The 16,357-nt window shown below is 41.8% G+C and carries 11 protein-coding genes and 1 pseudogene; all 12 read left to right on the forward strand.

The annotated features are described in order from the left end of the window. Window positions 1-8: 8 nt before the first annotated feature. The gene (gene recR / locus R6U02_RS04595) at window positions 9-605 is read left to right on the forward strand and encodes a recombination mediator RecR (protein WP_410262459.1); all 597 of its coding nucleotides are present in this window, start codon (window positions 9-11) and stop codon (window positions 603-605) included. Window positions 606-612: 7 nt separating this feature from the next. Beyond that, on the forward strand, window positions 613-840 hold the full coding sequence (locus R6U02_RS04600; protein ID WP_410262460.1) for a YaaL family protein: 228 nt from the start codon (window positions 613-615) through the stop codon (window positions 838-840). Window positions 841-1,316: 476 nt separating this feature from the next. Beyond that, the gene (locus tag R6U02_RS04605) at window positions 1,317-8,021 is read left to right on the forward strand and encodes a 5'-nucleotidase C-terminal domain-containing protein (RefSeq protein ID WP_410262461.1); all 6,705 of its coding nucleotides are present in this window, start codon (window positions 1,317-1,319) and stop codon (window positions 8,019-8,021) included. A 332-nt stretch (window positions 8,022-8,353) separates the two neighbouring features. Then, on the forward strand, window positions 8,354-9,295 hold the full coding sequence (locus R6U02_RS04610; RefSeq protein WP_410262462.1) for an NADP-dependent oxidoreductase: 942 nt from the start codon (window positions 8,354-8,356) through the stop codon (window positions 9,293-9,295). Window positions 9,296-9,660: 365 nt separating this feature from the next. Then, window positions 9,661-10,290: a dTMP kinase gene (gene tmk / locus R6U02_RS04615; RefSeq protein ID WP_410262463.1), complete on the forward strand. Its 630-nt coding sequence runs from the start codon at window positions 9,661-9,663 to the stop codon at window positions 10,288-10,290. A gap of 32 nt (window positions 10,291-10,322) precedes the next feature. After that, window positions 10,323-10,652, forward strand: a complete 330-nt coding sequence (locus tag R6U02_RS04620) for a cyclic-di-AMP receptor (RefSeq protein WP_410262464.1) — start codon at window positions 10,323-10,325, stop codon at window positions 10,650-10,652. Between the two features lie 18 nt (window positions 10,653-10,670). Beyond that, window positions 10,671-11,663: a DNA polymerase III subunit delta' gene (holB, locus tag R6U02_RS04625; RefSeq protein ID WP_410262465.1), complete on the forward strand. Its 993-nt coding sequence runs from the start codon at window positions 10,671-10,673 to the stop codon at window positions 11,661-11,663. Between the two features lie 135 nt (window positions 11,664-11,798). Beyond that, the gene (locus tag R6U02_RS04630) at window positions 11,799-12,143 is read left to right on the forward strand and encodes a DNA replication initiation control protein YabA (protein ID WP_410262466.1); all 345 of its coding nucleotides are present in this window, start codon (window positions 11,799-11,801) and stop codon (window positions 12,141-12,143) included. A gap of 276 nt (window positions 12,144-12,419) precedes the next feature. Continuing rightward, on the forward strand, window positions 12,420-12,656 hold the full coding sequence (nrdH, locus tag R6U02_RS04635) for a glutaredoxin-like protein NrdH (protein ID WP_410262467.1): 237 nt from the start codon (window positions 12,420-12,422) through the stop codon (window positions 12,654-12,656). A 1-nt stretch (window position 12,657) separates the two neighbouring features. Next, a complete protein-coding gene (locus R6U02_RS04640; protein WP_410262468.1) occupies window positions 12,658-13,029 on the forward strand; it encodes a ribonucleotide reductase stimulatory protein in 372 nt (123 codons plus the stop codon). Between the two features lie 52 nt (window positions 13,030-13,081). Then, entirely contained in the window at window positions 13,082-15,202 is a 2,121-nt protein-coding gene (gene nrdE, locus R6U02_RS04645) for a class 1b ribonucleoside-diphosphate reductase subunit alpha (RefSeq protein ID WP_410262470.1), read from the forward strand. A 61-nt stretch (window positions 15,203-15,263) separates the two neighbouring features. Further along, window positions 15,264-16,226, forward strand: a pseudogene (gene nrdF, locus R6U02_RS04650) (class 1b ribonucleoside-diphosphate reductase subunit beta). The last annotated feature ends 131 nt before the right edge of the window (window positions 16,227-16,357 follow it).

Here is a 16,357-nt window from a genome sequence, read left to right on the forward strand (position 1 = left end):
AAACGGCCATGCATTATCCAGAACCGATCGCACAATTAATGGAAAGTTATATGAAACTGCCAGGAATCGGTGAAAAAACCGCTGCTCGCCTGGCATTTTACACGGTCAATATGCAGGAAGAGGATGTCACTCGTTTTGCAAAAGCACTTATCAGCGTGAAGAGAGACTTACAGTACTGCTCAATTTGTGGAAACATGACCCAGAATGATCCGTGTGATATCTGCGAGGACAAAAACCGGGATCAGTCAACCATTCTGGTTGTCGAACAGCCTAAAGATGTCATTTCGATGGAAAAAATGCATGAATTTAAAGGCCTGTACCATGTCTTACACGGTGTATTGTCGCCAATTGAAGGAACTGGACCCGAGGATATCAATATTCCTGTCTTGATCAAGCGTCTTCAAAAAGATGAAGTGAAAGAAGTGATCATCGCGACCAATGCTACCGCAGAAGGTGAAGCAACGGCCATGTACTTATCACGCTTGATCAAACCGGCCGGGATCAAAGTAACGCGGCTTGCTCACGGCTTATCTGTCGGCAGTGATATCGAATATGCAGATGAAGTGACTTTGTTCAAAGCAGTTGAAGGTCGAAGAGAGATGTAGGTGCAGGATGCCATTATTTAAAAGAACAAGTAAATTAAAGCGTGCGTACGATGAAAAGTTAATGAAATTAATTAGGGAACAGAAAAGACAATTTGATTCTTATGAAAAAGTTGAACCGGTGGTCGTCGATGAACAACCGGAATGGCGCGCTCAGTATAAGCTTCAAAAAGCAAAATATTATTATTTGTTTAAAGAAGCACGTATCAGACGATTAAACGGAGATATATTGGATTGAAAATGTAAATTTCAGGAAAACGACTGATCTTTAGTCGTTTTTTTATTGTGCTTTTTTTATTATAAGCTTCTGGTGGTAGAGACCATCGCCAGTGTATGGCGGTTTTCAGTGGCACAGCATGTTAACACAGTCATATAATAAATAAAAGTATACTATTATAAAGTTCTAATATACTTTTAATAATGAAAGCGTTGACATTTCGAATGTAGTACCTTAAACTATGAACTAATAGCGATAATAACTGGGAATTATATAAGGAAGGGGGCATCCTCCGTTACAAGTTGTGATCGCTATCATTTGTATAGAAAACTTTAAATGAAGAACATTACATTTGAGTTTTTTATAAGAGTGCAAAGTAAGTCATATTGATTAACTCTATATTTATTATGTTAATACTAATAAGGAGGGATGTTGTTTGACGGAAACTGTACATATTAAATGATAGAGAAAACTATTATGTAAAGGGAGAGAATTGAATGCACAATAATTGGCGAAAGAAATATAGTTTCTCTTTAGCAACAATGCTCCTGTTAAGTTCATTTGCTCAAACAGCTGCTCCAATATCAGTTTTTGCTAATACGGAAACTGACCCTGAGATAACGGAAGTCAGTGGAACAGACACTGCAACCGAACCCGCAGCAGCCTCTTTAGCTGAAACTACGGTTGAAGCTGAGTCGTCTATTTCTGTATCTGACGCATTGAATCGCGGTAGTGATCAGAACGAAGCAATTGTTAAAGGTTATGTGGTCGGATATGTAGTAAGCTCAACTAATGTAAGTATCGATAATTTTTCTGCGGATACAAACTTTGCCATAGCAGACAGTCCGGATGAAACAACTATAGCAAACATGCTTTTTGTACAAATACCCAACAACCATTTAAGGGGTGAATTTGGACTACAGACAAATCCGGATATTCTAGGAACAGAAGTAGTTGTTGCAGGGGCCCTGGAGGATTACTTTGGTTCAAATGGAATAAAAGCTGTCACGGATATCTCGCTTTCAACAGGAACTCCAGTTGAGGGAGAAATTCCAGAAGAACCAGCAGAGTTAGAGCTTCTTTCTATTGAAGATGCAAGAGCACAAGCGACTGGAGAAGTGAAAACAAAAGGGATAGTCACTGCTAAATTAAATAATTCTATCCAAATTCAGGATGGAACGGCAGCGATAGCTGTCAGACCAACTTCATTAGATGTAAGTTTAGGTGATGAAGTTACTGTAAGTGGAGACCTTGGTATGTACCGTAATTTTCTTCAAATCAATGGTGCTACGTTAGTTGAAAAAACAGAAGGTACTGAAGTGCCAGAGCCCTTACCTTTAACTGGTGCTGAACTTCCAAACCATCAATCAAAACTAGTTGTTTTAACAAGTGTTGAAATAACTGATGTCAGCGGATCCAACTATACTGGGATTGACGGGTCTGGTGTTGGATTTGAAGTTCGAGACGAAAATAAAATACTTGGTCTAAATGTAGGAACAACATATGAATCGATCACAGGGATCGTGTCACAATTTGATGATACATATCAAATCTTACCTCGTGATATTTTTGATATTATAGAAGATTCCAGTATTGTTCAGCCAGTGTTTGCCAGTCCGGAGGGCGGAAATATTCTTCTTGGAACAGAAGTTGTTCTGAATACGACTACAACGGATGCAACTATTTACTATACCCTGGATGGCACAGAGCCGACGGTATCAAGTGCAGTCTACACAACTCCAATTGGCATTGAAGAAGCTTTAACTCTTAAAACGATCGCTGTAGTGGAAGATCGCGTCAGCGAGATTGCAGAATTTGATTACAATGTTGTAGACATCACAGAAGGAAATAAAATACATGAAATTCAAGGAGCAGCACATCATTCTCCAATGGCTGGAGAGACCGTTTATAACGTAAAAGGTGTCGTCACATATGTCTATGATATTTACGGTGCGAATTATTTCCATATGCAGACTCCGGACGACTTGAAAGACGATAATCCTCATACTTCTGAAGGGATAGTAGTTTATACAGGTCGAAATGACAGCGGGGCTAGTGTAGGCGATCTTGTTGAAGTCACTGGTGAGGTATCTGAGTACCAAATAGATGGCTATTCTGATAAAGCAGCCACTGACTTACCGATCACTCAGATCAATGCTCGTGATGATAGAGGCGGAATCGTCACGATTACAGAAAACAATGTTGAGCTGCCTGCTCCAATAGAGATCACTTCAAGTAATATTCCTGGAGAAATCAAAGGCGGAACTACTTTAGAAGTGTTCAATCCTGATCTATATTCATTAGATTATTGGGAAAGTATTGAAGGCATGCGTGTTGAAGTTCAGGCTTCAAGAGCTGTTGCACCTCAGTCGTACGGCGATTTGTTTGTTGCTACAGAAGACTACACACCTTCAAATACAACAGTAAACGGCGGTCTCAGACTGACAGAAGACGGACCAGATTCAAGATTGATTCCGTTCAAGCTTCAGCCAAATAACGATGCAAGAGACTTTGCCGTTAAGACGGGCGATAAGTTTACTGAAGCCATCGAGGGTGTCGTCAATTACGGATTTGGCAATTACAAAATTTATTCAGACTTAGCAGACATGGAAGCTGCTCATGTTGAAGTTACAGCTGCTTCTTCAGCAACATCTATGGTTAAGGATGAAGAAAAATTGACTGTGGCAACGTATAACGTTGAAAACTTCTCAGCAAACACGGCTGAAACGTCAGATGTAAAAGCACAGAGAATTGCGAGCACATTCGTAAATGACATGAACACTCCTGATATCATCGGAATTGTAGAAGTACAAGATGACGATGGTGAAGACGAGACAGACTCTTCAGTGGCTGATGCAAGTTACCAGCGCTTAATCGATGAGATTGTAACTGCAGGCGGTCCAACTTATGCGTATGCAAACATTGATCCTGAGTATAATGCAGACGGAGGAGCTCCCGGCGGGAACATTCGTGTAGGCTTCCTATACAACCCAGACCGCGTTTCAATGATTGAAAAAGATAAAGGTGACGCAAATGAAGCTGTCGGATATGTAGATGGTGAATTGACATTGAACCCAGGTCGAGTCTCTCCATCAGACTTTGAAGGGACAAGAAAACCTTTAGCTGCAGAATTTGAATTTAATGGTGAGAGTGTTGTCGTTATTGCTAACCACTTGAATTCTAAACGAGGAGACGACCCTTATTATGGTCAGGTCCAGCCGCCTCAGTTTGACAGCAGAATCGAACGTAACAAGTTAGCGCAGTCTGTCAACTCATTTGTTGATGAAATACTGGCAGATAATCCAGATGAAAACGTCGTTGTTCTTGGTGACATGAACGATTTCGAGTTCTCTGAACCACTGGAAGTACTGGCAGGTGATGCATTAACAAATCTCACAAATAAAGTGCCTGCAAGTGATCGATACAGCTATATCTACCAGGGGAATTCACAAGTACTGGACCATATTCTCGTATCAAACAATCTTGCAGATACAGCCGACATAGATATGATTCATGTCAATGCCGACTTTACTGATATGCATAGCCGAGCAAGTGACCATGAACCAGTATTAGCACAAATTGACTTGCGTGAAACTTTTGATTTTTCTGTCATGCATATGAATGACACGCATGGTCGAGTTGAAAATTACCCAAACATGATTTCAGCAATCGATGAGTTCCGTGGTGAAAATCCGGATTCTATGCTGGTACATGCAGGAGACGTTTTCTCAGGAACATTATATTTCAATGAATTCAAAGGACAAGCCGATCTGGCCTTGTTGAACCTAATGGATATTGATCTTATGACATTCGGTAACCATGAATTCGACTTGGGTGACTCTGAAAATGGAAATGAATCATTAGCCGAATTTGTGAATAATGCTGCGTTCCCATTCCTGGGTACGAATATTGACTTCTCACAAGATCCGTTTATGAATGCTTATGAAACAAATGAGTCATTAGTGGAAAATCCCCAAGACGGATTAATCTATGAGAGCATCGTCAAAGAAATAAATGGTGAGAAAATAGGTATCTTTGGTGTAACTACTGAAGACACTGAAAATATTGCAAGTCCAAAAGATGTAGACTTTACAGATTTCATCATAGCTGCTGAGGAAGCTGTTCAAGCCTTTGAAGATGCCGGCATCAATAAAATCATGGCAGTCAATCATTTAGGTTTCGATACAGCTCCAGAAGTAGGTAATGACTTACGCGTAGCAATGGAAGTGGAGGGCATCGATATTATCGTCGGCGGCCACTCACATTCAGAAATCGATGAACCATTTGTTGTAACTGAAGACGATGAGGGGAACGAAAAAGCTCCGACCGTTATTGTTCAGGGCGGACAATATGGTAGGAATCTCGGTACTTTAAGTGTTGAATTTAACACTGACGGTATAATCATCGGACAGTCCGGTGAATTACTTGACACAGGCGAATACCCAGCTGATGAAGATGCATTAGCAGTGATGGCTCAGTACAAGGAGCATGTCGATGCAATCAGTGAAGAAGAAACTGGGGCCGTAGCTGTTGAAGCACTGGAAAATCCAAGACACGGCGGCGGTAGCGAGGTTAGTGTCCGTGCCGATGAAACACGATTAGGCAATTTGATCACAGATGCGATGCTTGCGAAAGCTCAGGAAAAATTCCCTGAAGCAGTGATTGCCTTCCAAAATGGTGGCGGCATTCGTGCCGGTATCGATGAAGGACCAATTACTACAGGCGAAATCCTGACTGTATTGCCATTTGGTAACAATCCGGTTGTCGCAGAGCTTTCCGGACAGGAAATCAAAGACATTATGGAACATAGTGTCCGACAGGCACCTGCAGAAAATGGAGGGTTCTTACACATATCGGGCATGAAATTCTATTATGACAGTACAAGAGAGTCAGGTGACCGTATTGTTAAGATGTCCATCGATAGCGATGGGGAATTGTCAGAAATCAACATGGATGAAATGTATCTTGTGACAACGAACGGCTTCACAGGTAAAGGTGGAGATGGTTTTGAGACCTTCGCTGCTGCATTTGAAGAAGGTCGTGTCAGGGATATCGGTGAAGAAGACTGGCAGCAATTACGCGATTACATGGTTGAAGAACAATACCTTGGTGGAATCGTGAATCCAGATATTGAAGGCAGAATCACCGACTTAGAAGGTGAAGAGTTACTTCAAGAAACATTTGAATTCTCAGTCATGCACATGAATGACACGCATGGTCGAGTCGAAACTTATCCGCATATGATCTCAGCCATTGAAGAGTTCCGTGGTGAGAAACCAGACTCAATGCTGGTCCATGCCGGAGATGTTTTCTCAGGGACATTATACTTCAATGAATTTAAAGGCCAAGCCGATCTGGCTTTGTTGAACTTGATGAATATTGATCTGATGACCTTCGGTAACCACGAATTCGACTTGGGTGAAGCAGAAGGCGGACACCAATCATTAGCTGAATTTGTGAATAACGCAGCATTCCCGTTCTTGGGCACGAATATCGACTTCTCACAAGATCCATTCATGAAATCATACGAAACAAATGAGTCACTAGTGGAAAATCCTCAAGATGGATTGATTTATGACAGTATCATTCATGAAGTCAATGGAGAACAGATTGGGGTCTTCGGTTTACTCACAGAAGACACAAAAAACATCGCTAGTCCAAAAGACGTTGACTTCACAGATTTCATCATAGCTGCGGAGGAAGCAGTTCAAGCTTTTGAAGATGCGGGTATCAATAAAATCATGGCTGTCAACCACTTAGGCTTTGATACAGCTCCAGAAATGGGCAATGACTTACGTGTAGCCATGGAAGTGGATGGTATCGATATTATCGTTGGTGGCCACTCACATTCAGAAATCGAGGAACCATTTGTTGTTTCAGAAGACGAAAATGGTAGCAGCAAAGCACCAACTGTTATTGTCCAGGGCGGACAATATGGCGGGAATCTCGGTACTTTAGTCGTTGAATTCAACGCTGAAGGAGAAATCGTCGGACAATCTGGAAAGTTGCTAGATGTTGGTGAATATCCAGCCAATGCTGAAGCACTCGACGTGATGGCCAAATACAAAGAGCATGTTGATGCAATCAGTAATGAAGAAACTGGAGCCGTAGCTGTCGAAGCGCTGGAAAATCCAAGACTTGGCGATGGCAGTGAAGTTAGTGTCCGTGCCGATGAAACACGATTAGGCAACTTGATCACAGATGCGATGCTCGCGAAAGCTCAGGAAAAATTCCCTGAAATAGTGATCGCCTTCCAGAACGGTGGTGGTATTCGTGCCGGTATCGATGAAGGACCGATTACTATAGGTGAAGTCTTGACCGTATTACCTTTTGGTAACAATCCAGTTGTCGCAGAACTTTCCGGACAGGAAATCAAAGACATTATGGAACACAGTGTCCGTCAGGCGCCTGCAGAAAATGGGGGATTCTTACACGTATCAGGTATGAAATTCTACTATGACAGTACAAGAGAGTCAGGTGACCGTATTGTTAAGATGTCCATCGATAACGATGGGGAATTAACAGAAATCAATATGGATGAAACCTATCTTGTGACAACGAACGGCTTCACAGGTAGAGGCGGAGACGGCTTTGAAACCTTCGCTGCTGCATTTGAAGAAGGTCGTGTCAGAGATATCGGTGAAGAAGACTGGCAACAATTACGCGATTACATGGTTGAAGAACAATACCTCAATGGTATTGTAAACCCAGTGATCGAAGGCAGAATCACCGACTTAGAAGGTGAAGAGTTACCTGAGGAACCGGTAGAACCAGGAGAACCAGGTGAACCGGGCGAACCGGGCAAACCAGGCGAACCAGGCAAACCAGGTAAACCGGGCGAACCGGGCGAACCAGGCGAACCGGGCGAACCAGGCAAGCCAGGCGAACCGGGCAAACCGGCCGAACCGGGCAAACCAGGCGAACCAGGCGAACCGGGCGAACCAGGCGAACCGGGCAAACCAGGCGAACCGGGCAAACCGGGCGAACCGGGCAAACCGGCCGAACCGGCCGAACCGGGCAAACCAGGAGATTCAGGCGAACCGGGCGAACCAGGCAAACCAAGTGATTCTGGAGATAAAGAGCAGGAAGTCGAAGTGTTACCTGCGACTGCAACAAACACTTATATGTATTTATTATTAGGAACAGTTTCCATGATTGCCGGCACATTTATGGCGATTTACAAAAAGAAATTTTCTAATTAATAAATAAAATAGATATCAGGTCGGTAGTGAATCAACTATCGATCTGATTTTTATTGTGCCCACAATGGGCGATGACTTGGCAGTAGGAACTGTCAGTGAATGACAAGGGTGTCCTTCGTGAGAGAGAATCTGAAGGAAGACGGACGCAAATACTCCCGGGGAATCTAGCATCATTTGTAATGTGGACAATAAATAAGTTGATTATTTATCTCCTACTCGATTTCACAGCGTTCTAACAGATTAGTATCAATCTGTTAATGTTTCAGTTATACTTCTCATTAGTAAGTGAAATCATCATGAAACAACAAGTATTTGTTTGGAGGAAATTATAAATGAAAGCTGTTATTATCGAAGAATATGGTGGAAAAGAAAAATTAAAAGAAACAGAAGTGCCAATGCCAATAGCTAAAGAACATCAAGTTATTGTAAAAGAAAAAGCAACTTCAATTAATCCTATTGACTGGAAACTCCGTGAAGGATATCTGCAAAAAATGATGCCATGGGAATTTCCTATTATTTTAGGATGGGATGTTGCTGGAGAGATTGTTGAAGTAGGCAGTGAAGTAACCGATTGGAAAATTGGGGATCGCGTATTTGCACGTCCAGACACAACCCGTTTTGGGACATACGCTGAATATACTGCAGTGGATGATAATTTATTAGCTTATATTCCTGAAAATGTTACATTTGAAGAAGCAGCAGCTGTTCCTTTGGCTGGACTGACCGCTTGGCAAGCTTTGTTTGATTATGGAAAATTGGCTGCTGGAGAAAAAATCCTGATCCATGCTGGTGCTGGTGGTGTAGGAACATACGCTATACAATTAGCAAAAAGTCAAGGTGCTTTCGTTATTTCTACAGCAAGTGAAGATAATCGCGACTTGTTACTGAGTTTAGGGGTCGATCAATTTATCGACTACAGAAATGAAGACTTTACCGAAATCTTAAATGATGTAGATGTTGTTTTTGATACTATGGGTGGAGAAACTTTGAAAAACAGTTTTAAAGTTGTCAAACCTCATACTGGGCGAGTCGTTTCCATCGTTGGGGACGCGGACAAAGAGTTGATTGAGAATGCAGATGTCGCATTTAATAATATTTGGTTGGAACCAAATGGAAAACAATTGACAGAATTGGCTGAATTGATGGAACAAGGAAAAGTGAAATCGATTATCGGGGCCACTTATCCACTGAGTGAAAAAGGCATTTATGAAGCTCATGCATTGAGTGAGACCCATCATGCAGTAGGGAAAATCGTCATAAAAGTAGGAGAATAAAGATTCCTGTCAGAATAATTCTATAGTAATAGAAAACAAAGAAGCGACTGTATTGATCAGTCGCTTCTTTGTTCTTTTAATGGGAGTAAATCTCAAAAAAATTGTAGAGCATACAAAGTGATGAGAGGGTTATCCTTATTTTGCTGATTAGACTTTGAATATCTCGTTTTAAAGTGTAAAATAACTAGTGTAGTAAATTTTTCACGTGCTTTTAGTGTAAATGAAGGGATAGTGCCGTATTGAACTGTCTATTCAGCTATTAGAAGCGCTACGTTTTAGCAAGATAACTCTTTAAGAATAGACAACAACTGACTATCTAACGTATAATGATGTTAGAACAAAGATTTTTAGATGGAGGAAGATTCGTGAGCGGATTATTTATCACAATTGAAGGACCAGATGGCGCAGGGAAATCGAGTGTCGTAAAGAGACTAGTTAAAGCGATACAAGAGACAACCACCAAACCTTTAGTTGTAACAAGAGAACCGGGTGGCAGCGAAATAGCTGAGAGAATCAGAGATATCTTACTCGATCCGATACATACAAACATGGATGATAGAACAGAAGCATTACTTTTAGCAGCCGGCCGAAGACAACATGTGGTTGAGAAAATCAATCCTGCTCTTGAAAGAGGCGATATCGTACTCTGTGATCGCTTTGTTGACAGTTCCATCGCATACCAGGGTCAGGCGAGAGGGATCGGTATCGAAGAAGTCAAAGCAATTAATGAGTTTGCGATAGAAGGATTGAGACCCGATTTAACGATCTATCTAGATGTAGACGCACAAGTGGGACTCAATCGGATTAAAGATAAAAATTCGAACCGTACGCAAGACCGCTTAGAATTAGAAGCCGTTGCTTTTCACGAAGAAGTAAGAAGAGGCTATTTAGCTCTGATCAAAGCAGAACCGAACCGTTTTGTAACTGTTGATGCGAGTCAATCAGAAGAAACCGTATTTGATGAAGTGTGGAAAATAGTCAAAGAAAGATTGTAACAAGGACTGTTTTATAGAGAGGATGAAACGAGATGAAATTAATCGTATCGATTGTACAAAATCAGGACAGTAAACGTTTGGCTGATCAATTTGTAGAAAAGGGCGTTCGTGCCACGAAATTATCTTCCACAGGTGGGTTTTTAAGAGCTGGAAATACAACCTTTATGATGGGAGTGGAAGATAAAAAAGTGGATGATGTACTCGAACTGATCAAAGAAAACTGTTCGACCCGAACCCAAACGATGATGAGTCCGCCTTCTTATGACTTCACGTTGGAATCTGATTTAACCTATCCAATAAAGGTCGAAGTCGGAGGAGCCACCATTTTTGTCTTACCCATCGATCAATTTTTACAATTTTAAATGCGAGGGAGACGAGCAATGTCTACCAATAAAGTGAAACAGCCGAGTATCCAGCGGCTGTTTATTCAGTTGATTGAAAAGAACAAGCTACAGCATGCGTATTTATTTGATGGCAAAGTAGGTACAGGGAAAAAAGAAACAGCGTTATGGATAGCCCAAAGTTTATTCTGTCAGAATTTTTCTCAGGGTCCCTGTGGTGAGTGTCATACTTGTCTAAGAATTGCATCTCATCAACATCCGGATGTCATTGAATTAAAACCAGATGGCTTGTCCATCAAGATCGGTCAAGTCAGAGAACTGAAACAAGAGTTCACCAAAAGTGGGGTCGAAGGCAGAAAGAAGCTAGTCATGGTTGAGGAAGTTGAAAAAATGACGACACAAGCAGCTAATAGTTTGTTGAAGTTTTTAGAAGAACCGGATGGAGATATCATGGTCATTTTAATGACGTCAGCAAAACATCGGTTACTGCCTACCATGTTATCACGCGTACAATTGATTCAATTTCCACAGTTATCAAGAGAGAGACGTCTGATGGCGTTGGAAGAAGCGGGTCTATCGAAAGAACGGGCGGCAGTGCTGAGTCAATTGACCAGTGATACAGAGCAGGCGATGGCCTTGTCTGAAAATGAGAACCTGACTACGTTGATAGAAGCCGTCTGGAAATGGTATGTAACCATTTCTAAAAAAGACGATCAGGCCTATATTTTTGTGCATACTGAGATCATGCCGTTAGTCAAAGAAAAAGCAGAATATCAGTTAGTGCTCGATTTGTTTTTAGTTATTTTACAAGACATCTTGAATTCTCAAATATCAAGTGACTACACGGTCGGCTATTTTAAATACCGCGATAAGATTCAAGAAGAAGCCGAACGATTAAATGCGGGGACACTCGCTGATCTAATGGACATCATATTAACTGGAAAAAAATATTTACAGAGCAACGTAGCGGCGCAAGGTGTATTTGAAATGAGCGCCCTTAAAATGCTAGCTGTGATGAAAGAGTCATTATAAGTATTTATTAATAATTAGCGTTCATTTGGCAATTTCAGGCTAATCATGGTATGCTAGTAAAAGATGTAAGGTGACATTTTCCAGGTCAACGCATCATTGATAATTAGGCTAAGAAGAGTAAAGAAGTGGTGAAAAATGGATAAAAAAGAATTACACGACACGTTTTCTGAGTTAGAATCCCAAGCAGAAGCCACATTGAGTATAATTAAAAACATCAAAGAAGAATTATCTCACTTGACTGAAGAGAACAATGTGCTGCGAATGGAAAATCAACATCTCAGAGATCGCTTAGCGGAAGTAGTTAAACAGCAGTCGATCGAAAAACAAATGACAGACTCTGGTATGACGAAATCTCGGTTGAATCTTGAAAAAATATATGAGGACGGTTTTCATGTCTGCAATTTATTTTATGGTTCAAGAAGAGACGGCGATGAACCGTGTGCTTTTTGTTTAGAAGTTATTTATGGTGAAAGAAGATAATTGATTTAAAAAATCGAAAAATTAAATTAGAAACCTCCCGAAATGCAGTTGATGCGCATTTCATGGGAGGTTTTTCTGTTTGTTCAAAACACAACATGTAGTGTTTTTTTTAAACGAAAACAATATATGTAGTGTGTTCCCCTTGATTTTGAATTTCTCTGTTGTACAATAGTGATAACAAAAGATATAAGTCGAACGGGATTCAATGTTGAATAACTATATGAAAACAGAACCGGAAAGTGTGCCGAAGAAACATATTTATGGGAGGTAATCGTAATGGGAAAAGCAACAGTTATCGTCTATTCAAAACCAAATTGCATGCAGTGTCAATTCACAAAAAAATATCTGGAAAATAAGGGAATACCTTTTGAAGTAAAAGATATCGAACAAAATGAAAAAGCTATTGATGAGGTGAGGCAACTGGGTTTCAGTTCCTTGCCGGTAGTTATTGCTGAAGGCATCGAAGCATTTAATGGTTTTAGACCGGACATGTTAAACAGATTGAGCAATTAAGATGAACGTTGTTTACTTGACCTTAACTGGACAAACGCGAAAATTCGCACAAAAATTACAAATGGATGTGCTGGAGTTGAACCCGGCAGATCCATTTATTAAGATGACAGCCCCGTTCATCATCATCACACCCACCTATGACAAAGAAGTCACTGAGGTGTGGGACGATTTTCTGGAGACCGGTAATAACAGCCAGTGGTTGACAGGCGTCGCAGGTGGAGGAAACCTCAACTTTGGTCCTTTGTTTGTTTTTACAGCCAAAGACATTGCGCGTGACTACGACGTTCCCTTGCTCCATCAATTCGAATTTCAGGGCAATGATGAAGACGTTGCAAAATTAAAGAAAGCGGTGAATACTCTTGGTTTCGACTAGCACAGTAAAAGAAACACCAAAAGAAGTAACTTATTTTAAACTGAATAATGAAATGAACCGGCCAGTGGATAACCAGATCCCCCTGCATAAGGATAAAGAAGCAGCCAAAGCTTTCTTTAAAGAGCATGTGAATCCGAACACTGTCCAGTTTGACAGCATCAAAGAAAAACTCACGTACTTAACCGACAATGAATTTATTGAAGAAGAGTTCTTAAACAAGTATCCTGAAGCCTTTATCGTTCGTTTATTCGAAGAACTTTATGCAGAGGAATTCCGTTTCCGTTCATTTATGGGTGCGTATAAGTTTTACACCCAATATGCTTTGAGAACAAATGACGGCACGCAGTATCTGGAACGCTTCGAGGATCGGATCGCTTTTAACGCCTTATATCTGGCAGACGGTGACGAAAAATTAGCCCGCCACATAGCCGAGGAAATCATTAATCAGCGCTATCAGCCAGCCACGCCAACTTTTCTTAATGCCGGACGTAAACGTCGCGGTGAATTTGTCTCATGTTTCTTGATTCAAACGACCGATGACATGAACAGTATCGGCCGCACGATCAATTCGGCCCTGCAGTTATCAAGAATCGGCGGCGGGGTCGGGGTCAACCTGACAAATTTAAGAGCAGCAGGCGATCCGATCAAAAAAATCGAGAATGCCTCAAGCGGCGTACTGCCGGTGATGAAATTACTCGAAGACAGCTTCAGCTATTCCAACCAGCTGGGTCAGCGCAATGGGGCCGGAGCCGTCTACCTGAATGTCTTCCATCCCGATATTCTAAGCTTCTTATCCACCAAGAAAGAGAATGCAGATGAAAAAGTACGGGTGAAGACATTATCACTGGGGCTTGTGGTGCCGGACAAATTCTACGAACTCGCTGCAGCTGATCAGGAAATGTATCTGTTCAGTCCATATGACGTGGAACGTCTTTACGGTGAACCTTTTTCGTATGTCGACATCTCAGCAGAGTACGATAGCCTGGTCGCCAATCCGGCGATCAAGAAAACAAAAATCGATGCACGCGAACTGGAGAATGAAATATCCAAACTTCAGCAGGAATCGGGTTATCCGTATGTAATCAATATTGATACGGCCAACAGAGAAAACCCTGTGCACGGGACGATAACGATGAGCAATCTGTGCAGTGAGATCTTACAGATTCAGAACCCGTCGGTGATCAAGGACAATCAGGAATACGACGTCTTAGGTACCGATATCAGCTGTAATTTAGGCTCTACCAATGTGGTCAACTTGATGAACACGCCAGATTTTGAACAGTCGGTGAATACCATGGTCAGAGCGTTGACGTATGTGACCGATTATTCCAGTATCGATGCGGTACCTACAGTGAAAAACGGGAACGACAAGTATCATACGATCGGTCTTGGAGCCATGGGCCTGCATACCTTCTTTGCCCTGAACCAGATGCATTACGGCTCGTTGGAATCGATTGAATTTACCGATGTTTACTTCATGCTGCTCAATTACTACACATTGAAAGCAAGCAATGAAATGGCGAAAGAACGTCAGACCGTGTTCCATAACTTTGAAAAATCAGCGTATGCCAGCGGGACGTACTTTGACAAATATATAGAAGAACCGTTGGCATTCACACACGCTAAGGTTGAACGGCTTTTCAGCAATCGCGGCATTTCGGTCCCTTCAAAAGAAGAGTGGGAGGCACTTAAAACAGAGGTGCAGCAGCACGGCCTGTATCATCAGAACCGTTTAGCCGTGGCACCGACAGGATCGATCAGTTACGTGAACGAAACATCAGCCAGTATCCATCCTATCACGCGCCTGGTGGAGGAGCGTCAGGAAAAAATGACCGGGAAGACGTATTACCCGGCGCCTTATTTATCTAATGAGACGATGCCTTTCTATACGAGTGCCTATGATATGGATATGCGGCGAGTCATCGATGTGTATGCGGCAGCTCAAAAGCATGTCGACCAGGGAATGAGTTTGACGCTCTTTATGCGTTCGGCGATCCCTGAAGGTCTGTATGAATGGAAAGAGGGGCGGACGAGTAAGCAGACGACCCGCGACTTGACCATCCTAAGACATTATGCCCATAAAAAAGGCGTTAAGTCGATTTACTACGTGCGGACATTCACGGATGACCAGGAAGAGATCGGCGCCAATGCCTGTGAGAGCTGCACGATCTAAACCTGTAAGAATCAAAGAAGACAGTTTGACGTGTCTTCGTTGGAATGAAGGAGAATCAACTATGACAGAAGCATATAAAGCCATTAACTGGAATCGTATCGATGATATGATCGACAAGTTGACTTGGGAAAAACTAGTGGAACAGTTCTGGACAGATACCCGTATCCCTTTGTCTAACGACTTAAGTGACTGGAAAAAACTGTCTTTGGGTGAGAAAGATATGATCGCGAAAGTATTTGGAGGTTTGACCCTGCTGGACACATTGCAGTCTCAAGACGGGATAGGAGTGCTCAAAAAAAGCAGTCGCACACAGCATGAAGAAGCGGTCTATAACAATATCGAGTTCATGGAGTCCATGCATGCGAAAAGTTACAGCGCTATTTTCAGTACGCTGAACACGAAGTCTGAAATATAAGCGATTTTTGAGTGGACGCAAACCGATCCGATGCTTCAGAAAAAAGCGCAGAAAATCAACGGCATCTATCAGGAGGGGACGGACTTACAAAAGAAAGTGGCCAGTGTCTTCCTGGAATCCTTTTTATTCTATTCCGGATTTTATGCGCCCCTTTATTATTTAGGAAACGGTAAGCTGACCAATGTCGCTGAAATCATAAAACTGATCTTGCGTGACGAATCGGTACACGGAACCTATGTCGGCTATAAATTTCAGATTGGCTACAATCAGTTAGGTGAAAAAGAAAAAGACGAATTGAAAAACTGGACATTCGAGTTATTGTTTGAACTTTATGAAAATGAAACAGAGTATGCGAGCTATTTATATGATGAAATGGGATGGACAGAAGATGTTGAGGTCTTTCTGCGTTATAACGCCAATAAAGCGTTGCAGAATCTGGGCTTTGATCCACTGTTCCCCGATAAAGCCGATGATGTTAATCCAATCATAATGAATGGGATATCAACCGGCACAAGCAATCACGATTTCTTCTCTCAAGTCGGCAATGGTTACCTTGTCGGCATGGTCGAATCCATGGATGACAGTGACTATGAAAAATGGATGAGTTAAAGGGTTTGGAAGTTATTTCGTTGCCTGTCAAAATAAAGATAAATTGAAAGAGGTAAAAGATGTCTGCAGCCGAGGCTGCATAGCCTGCGGGATATGTACAAAAGTTGAAGATTCTCCCTATGAGTTGGTTG

It is taken from the genome of Alkalibacterium sp. (genome assembly GCF_046484155.1).
GTDB lineage: Bacteria > Bacillota > Bacilli > Lactobacillales > Carnobacteriaceae_A > Alkalibacterium.

Excerpts from the sequence above, each read along its gene's own strand:
- R6U02_RS04620 (WP_410262464.1), top strand. The coding sequence starts at position 10,323 with ATGAAATTAATCGTATCGATTGTACAAAATCAGGACAGTAAACGTTTG.
- R6U02_RS04640 (WP_410262468.1), top strand. The coding sequence starts at position 12,658 with ATGAACGTTGTTTACTTGACCTTAACTGGACAAACGCGAAAATTCGCA.
- R6U02_RS04630 (WP_410262466.1), top strand. The coding sequence starts at position 11,799 with ATGGATAAAAAAGAATTACACGACACGTTTTCTGAGTTAGAATCCCAA.
- nrdE (WP_410262470.1), top strand. The coding sequence starts at position 13,082 with ATGAACCGGCCAGTGGATAACCAGATCCCCCTGCATAAGGATAAAGAA.
- R6U02_RS04600 (WP_410262460.1), top strand. The coding sequence starts at position 613 with ATGCCATTATTTAAAAGAACAAGTAAATTAAAGCGTGCGTACGATGAA.
- recR (WP_410262459.1), top strand. The coding sequence starts at position 9 with ATGCATTATCCAGAACCGATCGCACAATTAATGGAAAGTTATATGAAA.
- nrdH (WP_410262467.1), top strand. The coding sequence starts at position 12,420 with ATGGGAAAAGCAACAGTTATCGTCTATTCAAAACCAAATTGCATGCAG.
- R6U02_RS04605 (WP_410262461.1), top strand. The coding sequence starts at position 1,317 with ATGCACAATAATTGGCGAAAGAAATATAGTTTCTCTTTAGCAACAATG.
- holB (WP_410262465.1), top strand. The coding sequence starts at position 10,671 with ATGTCTACCAATAAAGTGAAACAGCCGAGTATCCAGCGGCTGTTTATT.
- R6U02_RS04610 (WP_410262462.1), top strand. The coding sequence starts at position 8,354 with ATGAAAGCTGTTATTATCGAAGAATATGGTGGAAAAGAAAAATTAAAA.